The 10893-nt window shown below is 64.2% G+C and carries 10 protein-coding genes; 3 read left to right on the top strand and 7 right to left on the bottom strand.

The window, feature by feature from the left end; all coding sequences use genetic code 11:
* Nucleotides 1–91: 91 nt before the first annotated feature.
* Together A2J03_RS24450 and A2J03_RS24445 are read right to left on the bottom strand one after the other, a co-directional pair.
* Nucleotides 92–799, bottom strand: coding sequence for a type 1 glutamine amidotransferase (locus A2J03_RS24450; protein WP_068379216.1), 708 nt, complete (start codon nt 797–799; stop codon nt 92–94).
* The gene (locus tag A2J03_RS24445; protein WP_068379213.1) at nt 792–2057 is read right to left on the bottom strand and encodes a Mur ligase family protein; all 1266 of its coding nucleotides are present in this window, start codon (nt 2055–2057) and stop codon (nt 792–794) included. The genes A2J03_RS24450 and A2J03_RS24445 overlap by 8 nt, the downstream gene beginning before the upstream one ends.
* 94 nt (nt 2058–2151) lie before the next feature.
* On the opposite strand from A2J03_RS24445, the gene A2J03_RS24440 reads away from it, so the two are divergent.
* Complete coding sequence (locus tag A2J03_RS24440) at nt 2152–2535, top strand: nuclear transport factor 2 family protein (RefSeq protein ID WP_068379210.1); 384 nt, start codon at nt 2152–2154, stop codon at nt 2533–2535.
* Between the two features lie 23 nt (nt 2536–2558).
* Here A2J03_RS24440 and A2J03_RS24435 read toward each other — a convergent pair whose 3' ends face one another.
* Entirely contained in the window at nt 2559–3467 is a 909-nt protein-coding gene (locus tag A2J03_RS24435) for an EamA family transporter (RefSeq protein WP_068379207.1), read from the bottom strand.
* 72 nt (nt 3468–3539) lie between these two features.
* On the opposite strand from A2J03_RS24435, the gene A2J03_RS24430 reads away from it, so the two are divergent.
* Nucleotides 3540–4442, top strand: a complete 903-nt coding sequence (locus A2J03_RS24430; protein ID WP_068379204.1) for a LysR family transcriptional regulator — start codon at nt 3540–3542, stop codon at nt 4440–4442.
* 1 nt (nt 4443) lies between these two features.
* On the opposite strand, the gene A2J03_RS24425 is transcribed toward A2J03_RS24430, so the two are convergent.
* The 4 genes from A2J03_RS24425 to A2J03_RS24410 all read right to left on the bottom strand — a co-directional run bounded on the left by A2J03_RS24425 (nt 4444) and on the right by A2J03_RS24410 (nt 10129).
* The gene (locus A2J03_RS24425) at nt 4444–4821 is read right to left on the bottom strand and encodes an SHOCT domain-containing protein (RefSeq protein ID WP_068379201.1); all 378 of its coding nucleotides are present in this window, start codon (nt 4819–4821) and stop codon (nt 4444–4446) included.
* A gap of 259 nt (nt 4822–5080) precedes the next feature.
* Nucleotides 5081–6892 (bottom strand): 2-isopropylmalate synthase, encoded by a 1812-nt coding sequence (gene leuA / locus A2J03_RS24420; RefSeq protein ID WP_068379199.1) that lies wholly within the window; start codon nt 6890–6892, stop codon nt 5081–5083.
* Nucleotides 6893–7067: 175 nt separating this feature from the next.
* Nucleotides 7068–7301 carry a hypothetical protein gene (locus tag A2J03_RS24415; RefSeq protein WP_068379196.1) on the bottom strand — a complete coding sequence of 78 codons (234 nt, stop codon included), beginning with the start codon at nt 7299–7301 and terminating at the stop codon, nt 7068–7070.
* A gap of 188 nt (nt 7302–7489) precedes the next feature.
* A complete protein-coding gene (locus tag A2J03_RS24410) occupies nt 7490–10129 on the bottom strand; it encodes a LuxR C-terminal-related transcriptional regulator (RefSeq protein WP_156520569.1) in 2640 nt (879 codons plus the stop codon).
* Between the two features lie 413 nt (nt 10130–10542).
* Here A2J03_RS24410 and A2J03_RS24405 point away from each other — a divergent pair.
* The coding region (locus tag A2J03_RS24405; protein WP_442971406.1) for an amino acid kinase family protein at nt 10543–10893 on the top strand (351 nt) is incomplete at its 3' end.

Genomic DNA, 10893 nt, shown 5'->3' with positions numbered 1-10893 from the left:
CCACAAGCCCCGCCACAGCCACAAGCCCCGCCACAGCCACAAGCCCCGCCACAGCCACAAGCCCCGCCACAGCCACAAGCCCGCCTCGGCACTACCGTCGCAGACGCTCGCGCCTCAGCTGAGCGACCTCGGGCAGGTCCAGCGGCTCCAAGGCCCTGCCGATCGCCTTCTCCAGCAGATAGTCCGCCAGCTCCGGGTTCCTCGCGAGAACCGGCCCGTGCATGTACGTCCCGATCACGGAACCTTGTACGACGCCTTCTCGGCTGTCGCCGACTCCGTTTCCGACGCCCGTGGTGACTCGTGCCAGCGCATGCGCGTCGGAACCCAATGTCGTTCCCCCGCGGTGATTCTCGAAACCGGACAGCTTCTGAGTCAGCCCATCCAGCAGCGGCTCGGTGATGACCTCGCCGATCGATCGAGTCTCCTGAGGTGACGTCGTCACGTCGAAAAGTGATACCCCCTCGACTTTTTCGCCGGAGGACGTCTCGTACCAGTGGCCGAGGACCTGAATCGCCGCGCAGATGGCCAGCACCGGGACTCCGCGAGCGGCAGCCTTCTGCAGTCCCGGATACTTCGTCAAGTGCCGAGTCGCCAAGCGCTGCGCCGAATCCTCGGCGCCGCCGAGGGTGTACACGTCCAGCGAGTCGGGGACCGGATCGTTCAGGGTGATGTGCACGACCTCGGCGTCGATGTCACGCATTCGAAGCCGTTGTCGCAGAATCAATGCGTTGCCATTGTCGCCGTAGGTGCCCATGACGTCGGGCAGGACCAACCCGATGCGAACGGTGGACTCAGGCATCGTTCGCCTCCCGTGCGAGTGCGCGCCCCAGATCGCGAAACGCGGTGTAGTTGGCCAGGACCTCGACGCGCCCGGGAGGGCAGGATTCGATGGCCTTCAACGGATCTGCGACGGTTGTGTGCTGCGAACCGGCGTACAGCAGCCGGACTCCCAGATCGGTGGCACGCTCGCCGGCAGCGACGACAGCAACGTTCTCGAAATGCTCGAACCGTACGTCCCACAGCCATGAAAGGTCCTCGCCATCGGGAACCTGACCGTTGACTGCGATGACGAGCCCATCCACTGTCGGGTCGATCATCGACAGCGCTTCTTGCCAGCCGGCGGGATTCTTCGCGAGAAGCATTCGGACGGAATGCGATCCGTGTTGGACGGTGGAGTACCGCCCGGCGACTTCGTTCACTCCGGACGCGGCGATGACGGAATCGGTAGGGACTGCTCCCAGCGTCACTGCGGCTGCGACAGCTTGGGCTGCGTTGCCGCGGTTGGCTTTTCCGGGAAGAGCGAGCGTCATCGGGATGGTCAGGCCGTCGGGGCCGTAGAGATTTTCGTCGTCGAGCCACCAGTCGGGAGTCGGGCGCTTGAACTCACTGCCGGTGCTGTACCAGTGTTCACCGTCCCAGACGATGGGTTCACCGGTCCGAGGGCAGCTGACGGAGTCGCCTGCCCAGCCGCCGCCCGCCGCCACCCACACCACGTTCGGGGCGTCGAATGCAGCGGACGTGACGAGCACGTCGTCGCAGTTGGCGATCACGACTGTCTCGGGATGACGGGCCAGGCCTGCGCGCAGCTTTCGTTCGATCATGTTGATCTCGCCGACGCGGTCCAGCTGGTCGCGACTGAGATTGAGCAACACGACCGCGGCAGGCGACACAGCGTCGCACACGTGCGGTACGTGAAGTTCGTCGACTTCGAGCGCCGCGAGCGGGGCGTCGAAATGCGCGTGCAGGGCAGCGACGATGCCTGCGTCCATGTTCGCGCCGTCTGCTTGTGTCGCGACGTCGCCGAGGGTGGCCAGTGCGGCGGCCGTCATGCGTGTCGTCGTCGACTTTCCGTTGGTGCCTGTGACCACCACTGTGCGACGACCGGAGCCGAGTCCCGTCAGGATGTCCGGGTCGATCTTGAGAGCGACGAGCCCGCCGATCATCGAACCCCTACCTCGACCTGCCTTGCGTGACGCCCACGTCGCGGCCTCGGCCGCTCGTAGTGCCAGCCGGCCCCGCGCGCCGATTGCCGCTCTGCGCTCACCCGCTCGAACCATGCGCCGAGTCTGGCACAAACATCCGGCTCGACTCTCCTCGGAATGTGGCGGCACCCGCTATGTTGACTGAAACAAGTTCTAGAAAGGAACTCGCATGGCCCCATCTGCCGATGTCGTCCGCAAGACCGTCGACGCCTACGTCGAGGCCGTCGCGCACGGCACCGTCGACGACATTCTTGCCCTGTATGCCGAGGGAGCGACCGTGGAAGATCCGGTCGGCACCGAGGTCAGGACAACCGAACAGGCGATCAGAGAGTTCTATGCGGTGCTGGAGCCGTTGGAGCAGTCAGCGGAACTCCTCACGTGCAAGATCGCTTCCAACTCGGCGGCTTTCCACTTCAGGCTGGTGTCCAAATTCGGCGAGAACACGTTCGAAGTGGCACCCATCGACGTGATGGAATTCGACGACGACGGCAGAATCACATCGATGCGTGCCTACTGGGCACCCGAGGATCTGGTCCAGACTTCTGGAAACTGACGCCGGTATGGCAGTAACCGATCTCATACCCGCAGCGGTTCCGCCAGTGGCGTAGCCGACGACGCTCGCCGCGCGGTGGCCATCCCGCCCAAGCAGCCGGCGATGACGACCGCGGCTCCGATCAGCGACAGAATGCTCGGGGTTTCGCTCAGGAAGATCCACGCGCCGGCGATTCCGACGACCGGTACGAGCAGCGAAAACGGCGCGACGACGCCGGCCGGGTGACGGCTGATCAGGATCGTCCACAGACCGGAACCTGCGATGGTTCCCAGCAGCACGATGTACGCGAGGCCTGCAAGGGCGGGCCAGCCGTCGATGCTGAACGAGTCCGCGAGCGCCCGCCAGCCCGTCGCCGGGCCCTCCACCGCAGCCGACAGAGCGAGCATCGGGAGCGGCGGGACCACGCACATCCACAGCATCAGCCGCATCGGTTCGGTGGACTTGGCCAGCCGGTTGCCCAGATTGCCGACCGCCCAACCCAGTCCGGCCATCAAGGTCAACACGACGGGTATCAGGGACGCGGCCTGGGTCCGGTCGTATCCGATAAGGGCCATCCCGGCGACGGCGACGGTGATCCCGAGGATTTGACGCCTGCTCACGTTCTCGCGAAGGAGCAGCGCACCGAGAACGATCGTGAACGGCGCCGAAGACTGCAGCACGAGCGAGGCCAACCCGGTCGGCATTCCAGCGTTCATGGCTGCGAACAGGAAGGCGAATTGCAGGAAGCCGAAGCCGAAGCCGTACAGCAGAAGCCACTTCAGCGGAACGTTCGGGCGTCGGACGAACAGTACGACGGGCACGGCGATGACCAGGAATCGCAGCGCAGCGAAGAAGAACGGGGGGAAGTGGTCGAGGCCGACACGGATGGCGAGGAAGTTCAGTCCCCACAGCACGGCGACGGTCAGTCCGAGGAGGCGGTCGCGAGTGGTCATGGCACCAATCGTGACGGGCCTTAACTATCAGCACAATCGAATATATCCGTATCAACAGTTAAGATTTACTACATGAATGTGGAGCGGCTCAGAATCCTCAGGGAGCTTGCGGACCGCGAAACTGTCGGAGCGGTCGCGATCGCGCTGTCGCTGACACCGTCGGCAGTGTCGCAGCAACTCAAACTGCTCGGCAGAGAGGCAGGTGTCCCGCTACTCGAACCCGATGGTCGACGCCTGCGTCTGACCGACGCGGGCGCCGCGCTCGTGCTTCGCGCCGACGAGGTTCTGGGAGCACTCGATCGCGCCAGTGCCGAGATGGCGTCCTACAGCGCGTCGCCGAGGGGACGCGTGCGCGTCGCTCTGTTCCCGTCCGGTGCCGCGTTGCTGTTGCCGGGCGTTCTGGACAGGATGCGCGAGAGCGGAACTCGAGTGGACGCGAGCGACGAGGATCTACCTGCCTCGTCCGTTCCGGCGCTCCTGGCGGACTACGACGTCGTTCTGACGCATCGAGACGAACGAGCTGCGGCGACGGCAGCGCCGCGCATCGAGGTTCGAGCGTTGATGCGCGAACCGATCGATCTCGTGCTTCCGCCTGAACATACTCTGGCAAAACAGCATTCGGTCGATCTACGCCAGCTTGCCGACGAACAGTGGATCAGTGTCAGGGGTGGATTTCCGGTCGACGACGTCTTGCTCTCGGTTGCGGCCGCCACAGGAGTCCGACCCCGAGTTGTCCAGCGCATCAACGACTTCCGTGTCACCGAGGAACTCGTCGCCCGGGGACACGGCGTCGCGCTGATGCCGCGCTATGCCGTCGTTCATCCGGCCTTGGTTCGTCTCCCGCTCTCGGGTGTGCGGGCTGGGCGAATCTACGAGCTCGCAACGCGACCAGGCGCCCACGCACTGGCGGCTGTCGCCGCAGTGGTGGACGCCTTCGTCGACGAGGCCGCCTGCGTGAGCGGTGACGGAGCGTGAGCTACGTAAGGGCTTTCGACTTGAGCTGGTTGAACTCGTCCTCCGTGATCGTGCCCGCGTCGAGCAGTGCCTTGGCGTGCGCGATTTCCTCGGCGGATGTCCGCCCCGCGACCTGCTTGATGTACTGCTCCTGCTCGTCCCTCGCGTGCTGCACGGCCGCGACCTGACGCTTGGTCATGTCACCGCCCTTGGCGATCAGGTAGACCAGGGCCGTCAGGAAGGGTGCAACGATCAGGAAGAACACCCAGATCGCCTTGACCCAGCCGGAGGTCTTGTGGTCCCTGAAGAGGTCGCCGATGATCGAGAACAGCACCATGAGGTACGCGATGAACGCGAAACTCACGATTATCAGCCACAAAAAATCCCAGAACGAGTCCACGTTCGGTGCCCCATTTCATCGGTGTGAAAACCTACGAGTAATTCTGGCATCCGATGCAAAGCAAGATCATCATCCGAAACAGGTGAGATCACCCGCGTCGGATGATGTGCGCGCGTGAGCTTCACAGGAAGACTGTGCATACGACAGCGAGCTGAATCTCGCGTTCGCAGCCCCCGGGGCGGTGGGAACCACGCGGGCCCCTTTCCCGGCTCGAGGAAGCGGGAAAGGGGCCTGAGTGGACTGCGACGGGCCGCGTCGTCTACTTCAGTGCGCGGTTCACTGCCGACACGACTGCGCGTAGTGACGCGGTCGTGATGGAGGTGGCTATTCCTGCGCCCCACACGGTGACTGCACTTCCCGTGGGGCCGGTGACGGATGCTTCCACATAGGCGGCGGCCTGCGCGTCGTCACCTGCGGACATAGCGTGCTCCGAATAGTCGAGGACGCTGACGTCGTAGCCGACGGTGGAGAGCGCGTCGACGAAGGCAGCGAGTGGTCCGTTGCCGGAACCACTGATGTCCTGCTCGACGCCTTCGAGCTTGACCGTGGCGACAATGCTGTCCGTGCCGCCGTCGGTCTCCGCGGCGATGACGCGCTGCTTGATGCGTTCGAGCGGCCGGATCGGACTCAGGTATTCCTGGGCGAAAACGTCCCACATTTCCTTCGGTGAGACCTCACCACCCTCACCGTCGGTGATGCGCTGCACGGACTGGGAGAACTCGATCTGCAGCCGACGCGGAAGCGCCAGACCATGATCGGCCTTCATGATGTATGCGACGCCACCCTTGCCTGACTGCGAATTGACCCGGATGACAGCCTCGTAGGTGCGGCCGACGTCCTTCGGGTCGATCGGCAGGTACGGAACCTGCCAGGTGATCTCGCCGATGTCCGAACCCTGCTCGTCCGCAGTGACTTTCATCGCGTCGAGGCCCTTGTTGATGGCGTCCTGGTGGCTTCCCGAGAAAGCGGTGTAGACGAGGTCGCCGCCGTACGGATGACGCTCGTGGACGGGGAGCTGGTTGCAGTACTCGACGGTCCGCCGGATCTCGTCGATGTTCGAGAAATCGATCTGCGGATCGACACCGCGGGTGAACATGTTGAGTCCGAGCGTCACCAGACACACGTTGCCGGTGCGCTCCCCGTTGCCGAACAAGCATCCTTCGATGCGGTCCGCGCCGGCCTGATAGCCGAGTTCTGCTGCGGCGACGCCCGTACCGCGGTCGTTGTGCGGGTGCAGTGACAGAACCACACTGTCGCGGCGGTTCAGGTTACGGCTCATCCATTCGATCGAGTCGGCGTAGACGTTCGGTGTCGCCATTTCTACCGTCGCAGGCAGATTCAGGATGATCGGCTTGGCAGGCGTGGGATCGATGATCTCGACGACGGCGTCGCACACCTCTTTTGCGTATGCCAGTTCGGTTCCGGTGTAGGACTCGGGGGAGTACTCGTACCGCCAATCGGTGTCCGGGTAGTTCGCGGCGACCTCGAGGCACTTGCGCGCGCCGTCCGTTGCGATCTTCTTGATGACGTCCCGATCGGCCTTGAACACCACGCGACGCTGCAGAATGGAGGTGGAGTTGTAGAAGTGCACGATGACGTTGCGTGCGCCTTCACAGGCCAAGTAGGTCCGCTCGATGAGTTCGGCGCGGCACTGCGTCAGCACCTGGATGGTGACGTCGTCGGGGATAGCTCCGTCTTCGATGATCTCCCGAACGAAATCGAAGTCGGTCTGGCTGGCGGACGGGAATCCTACCTCGATCTGCTTGTAGCCCATTCGGACCAGCAGATCGAACATTCGACGCTTGCGTGCAGGGCTCATCGGATCGATGAGGGCCTGGTTACCGTCGCGTAGATCCACGGCACACCATTGCGGCGTGCGGTCGATGATCTTGTCGGGCCAGGTTCGATCCGGCAGCGTGAGCGGCTCGACTTCTTCGGCGAACGGACGGTACCGGTAGGTCGGCATAGAAGAGTTCTTCTGGGTGTTCCATGCGGGCTGGTCGCTCGGTCCAGGACGGGAAGGCGGGGTGATGGTGCGCGATCCGGATGTGTATGCGTCGGCTGGTGACATTGCTCTGATCTCCGAGGTTACTTCGCTGAAATGGATTTCGACCGGCGCGATGAAACCCCGCGACGGGAAGCCAGTCTGATTCAGACCCCGTCGCGGCGATCGAGAAGAAGCGCGCGCTGCATGTGTGCGAGTGTACTACCGACCATGTTGGTTTCACGTCCGGGTTGGTCGAACCTCAGTCCGGAAGCCTGCGCAGTTCGACGACTGTCAGACCCAGCGCATCGAAGCGCGCGAGCATTCCGCGCAGCGCCGTCTCGTCGTCGATGGGTCCGAACAGGCGCGTGAAAGTGGTCGGAATGCGTGCGACGGAGAGGTCTGGGAATGCGGCCTTCGCGCGCTCGGAGAGGTCGCCCTCGACGGTGAACTCGTATCGGATTCCGTGCGAATGCATGTCGGCGGGTCGAGCCATGGCGTTCGCTCCTGCAGTTGATTCCCCCAGGGGCGTTCCGCAGGTTCCACTCCCGGAATGGGGGTTGTTCTGCAGGTTCCGCTCCCGGGTTTGGCTTGTCGGTGTGTTCAGTACCAGCGTCCGCGTCGAACCGGGCTGCGGCATCACCCGCAGGTGATGAACCCGGTGACGCTCCGGTCGCGAGTTCCTTACAGCAGACCCAGCTCGTGTGCTGCCGCGATCGCGTCCCGTCTGGAGCGGACCTCGAGCTTTCGGTATATCCCACGAAGGTGCGTCTTGATGGTGTTGACGGAGACGAAGTGATCGGCGGCGATCTGTTCCGCGGTCCGCCATGAGGGGAGTTCCCGAAGCAACTCGAGTTCGCGGCGGGTGAGCGTGCCGGTAGCGGGCCGATCGATCGTCCGAGCTTCGTGAGGGACACAGGCACGGGCGCGATCGGCGAATGGCTCGAGCAGACCGAAGCGTCCGTGGTTGTGCGTCAGAATGTCGCGTACCGGGGTACCCGCCTCGACGAACGGCAACAGTATCGACTCCGGTTCCGCCGCAGTCAACGCTTGGACGACCATGTCGAACGCCCGAATCGGGTGTCTTCTGGCCGCGGCGACGCTTGCGGCCGTCAGGAGCGCACGAACGGAGTTGACTGGATTGATGCATCGCCTCGTGCCGTCGACGATCGACGACAGTTCGTTGTCCGCGGCGTCGAGCCGCCCGTGCAGTCGATGGATCTCGGCGGCGAGCAGCCCGACGTCGCCGATCTTGCCGAGTCGACGCGTCGTGACGTCGACGAGTTCGGTTGCGCGATGGACCTCGCCCGAGGCCAGATAGCGTCGTTGCACCATCGGAGCGAGCAGGGCCTCGAAGCCGGGGACGGCCGGCCGGTCGAATTCCAACCACTCGCGGTCGTGGTGACCGGACCGGTCGCCCAGCATCTCCAAGGCCCACCTGGCACGGCGCCCGTAGTCGGCGACGGCCGGATCCGGCGACTGGCCGATGGCGACCCAGACGTCCTCCGGAACGGGTGGTGGGGCGGGGTCGGTGCGAATAGTCGCCACGAGCAGTTCCAGGGACTGCACCACGGCATAGACGGGAGTGTCGGTGAGTCCGTGCCGGTCGGCGATCTCGCGAGCCTCGTCGACCATGCCGAGGGTATCGTCCAGTTGTCCTGCGAGGAAATAGGATCCGGCGACGATGGACAGGCCGCTCAGAGCAGTGAGATGCAGATTGCCTGCTCGGGCGTTGGCCGTCGCGTCCATGAGGTGGTGGACGGCGTCGGTGGCGAGGCCGACGTGCAGTTCGGCCAGGCCGACGACCATCAAGGTGTAGGAATCGAGTTCTGGTGAGCCGGACTTTCCGATGTCGAGGTTCTTCGCCCGAGCGAGCGCCGCCGCGATGTTGCCGGTGCGAATCGCAGCGTGGACTTCGAGAGCGCGCCGCAGCATTTCGGCGTCGAGATCCTTGCGTGAGGTCCGATCGGTGACCGGTGCCGTCGCCGATCGGCGAAGCGCGGACAGTATCGACACTGCCGGAGCGGTATTGCCATCCATGAGAAATGCTGCAGCGGTGACGAGCTGAGCGATAGCGTGTTTTCTGACGCGAACCGGGCTCCGTTCGATGGCCGTGAGCACCTGGGCGCCGTTCCCTCGCAGCACCATTCCGAGGCCCGACTCGCATAGGATCTCGACGATCGTCGGAGAGTCTCCCGCGTGGACGCTGTGTTGGAGAGCTTGCAGCGGTTGTCGGTAGTCGTTGAACCAGGACGCTGCGACGCGTTCGAGATTTCGGATCTGCTCCGCACCGAGTCGGGCCATCTCGGCGCGGAGGTACCCGCGCATCAGCGGGTGGTAGCGGTATGCGGGCTCCGGACCGGGGATCTGATCGATCAGGAAGTTCTGTGCGAGAAGGCCGTCGATGATGTCTTGGGCGTGACTCTCGCCGGTGAGGCGCTCCGCGAGATCAGTTGTGAACCAATCGGGTACGGCCGTCTCGACGAGAAACATCCGAACGGTCGGCGGGAGGTAGGACAGCACCTCCCCCACTAGATAGTCCGCAACCGTGTGCTCGGTTCCGGTGAAGTCCTCGATCAGTTCGGAAGGGCGGAGAGAGCCTACGAGTGTCATGCCCGCGAGTCGAAGGCCAGCCGCCCAGCCTTCGGTGCGGTTCATCACTTTCGCCAAGTCTTGATCGTTCAGAACGGTCCCGGATCGCGCCAGCATCTCGGCTGCCTCGTCGGAGGTGAAGGCGATGGTAGAGGCCGAGATATCGTGCACGAGGCCGTCGAGGCGCAGCTTCTGGAGCGCGAGTGGCGGTTCGTATCTCCCCGCTAGAACGACCCGCACGTTGCGAGGAGGCCACCGGAGAAAATTCCCGAGCAGTGCAAGTGTCTGTCGATCATGCAGCAGATGGCTGTCGTCGAGGATCAGCGTGATGTGCTCGTCCACGGACTCGAGTGCCTCGACGAGCAGCGCACTGAAGTCGGCGTACGACGGGTCGCTGGGCGACGGGAGGGTCGCAATTGCCGAATCCAGGGCGGGGGAGCCGGCTTGTGCGAAAGCAGAGGCGATTCGGGAGCGGAGGCCGACGAGGTCGTTGTCGGTCTCGTCGACCGTCAGCCAGGCGATCGAGCCGCTGTCGGTGCCCCGCTTGGAGTCGATCCAGTCGACAAGGAGCATGGTCTTGCCGGATCCCGCGGGTGCGGTCAACAACGTGACCGTATTGGTCCGCCCGCCGCGATCGAGGTCGTCGAGCAGCCGTCGTCGCCGAATGGTCGCCTCGGCGAGGGCCGGGATGCGACTTCGGGGTGTGGGCACAGACAAGGGCAACGTGGTCATACACGACCCTCTCCCGACGAAAGGCGCAGGCGATGCGTTGGACTGCCCAATGGTATTCCCTTCCTTGCCATTTCGGGTGCCGAAAGTCGAATATGATGCCGGTCGGTACGGTTCGGAGGGGTAGCGGCGGCGTCGCGTCGTAGTAGTTCTCGATTTCGAGACCGAGCCCCCGATCGAAGCCGAGAAACCGGATGCCGAACTGGGGCGAAGCGGGACCACGCGTCATCGGTGCAGCCGAGTCGGGTGCTGTCTGGTCGTGGGGGGATCGACCGATCACTCGTCGACTGTCGTCGCCCAAGACCGAATCAGCGCAGGTGAGAGGCGTCGCCGTCGTACCCGCAGCGCCTCGCAGGCGGGCAACTCGGTAAGGTAGTCAAGCCAGTCACACCACAATGCAGCGGAGGTACACACGCGTGGCTCTCATCGTCCAGAAGTACGGTGGATCGTCGGTGGGCACCGCCGAACGCATCCGACGCGTCGCTGAACGAATCGTCGAGACGAAGAAGGCGGGCAACGACGTCGTAGTAGTGGTCTCCGCAATGGGTGACACCACCGACGAGCTGCTCGACCTGGCGCAACAGGTGTGCCCAGCCCCGCCTGCCCGCGAGATGGACATGCTGCTCACCTCCGGCGAGCGCATCTCCAACGCGCTGGTGGCGATGGCCATTCATTCGTACGGCGCCGAGGCGCGGTCCTTCACCGGTTCGCAGGCCGGCGTCGTCACCACGAGCGTGCACGGTAACGCCAAGATCATCGACGTCACG

This window comes from Rhodococcus sp. EPR-157 (genome assembly GCF_001647195.1).
Lineage (GTDB): Bacteria > Actinomycetota > Actinomycetes > Mycobacteriales > Mycobacteriaceae > Rhodococcoides.
The sequence above is the reverse complement of the archived record's forward strand: the minus strand, read 5'-3'. Positions and strand labels throughout refer to the sequence as shown.

What these genes read in the sequence shown, in the direction of transcription:
- A2J03_RS24430 (WP_068379204.1), top strand. Translation starts at nt 3,540, where the DNA reads ATGAATGTGGAGCGGCTCAGAATCCTCAGGGAGCTTGCGGACCGCGAA.
- A2J03_RS24435 (WP_068379207.1), bottom strand. Translation starts at nt 3,467, where the DNA reads ATGACCACTCGCGACCGCCTCCTCGGACTGACCGTCGCCGTGCTGTGG.
- leuA (WP_068379199.1), bottom strand. Translation starts at nt 6,892, where the DNA reads ATGTCACCAGCCGACGCATACACATCCGGATCGCGCACCATCACCCCG.
- A2J03_RS24450 (WP_068379216.1), bottom strand. Translation starts at nt 799, where the DNA reads ATGCCTGAGTCCACCGTTCGCATCGGGTTGGTCCTGCCCGACGTCATG.
- A2J03_RS24440 (WP_068379210.1), top strand. Translation starts at nt 2,152, where the DNA reads ATGGCCCCATCTGCCGATGTCGTCCGCAAGACCGTCGACGCCTACGTC.
- A2J03_RS24410 (WP_156520569.1), bottom strand. Translation starts at nt 10,129, where the DNA reads ATGACCACGTTGCCCTTGTCTGTGCCCACACCCCGAAGTCGCATCCCG.
- A2J03_RS24415 (WP_068379196.1), bottom strand. Translation starts at nt 7,301, where the DNA reads ATGGCTCGACCCGCCGACATGCATTCGCACGGAATCCGATACGAGTTC.
- A2J03_RS24445 (WP_068379213.1), bottom strand. Translation starts at nt 2,057, where the DNA reads ATGGTTCGAGCGGGTGAGCGCAGAGCGGCAATCGGCGCGCGGGGCCGG.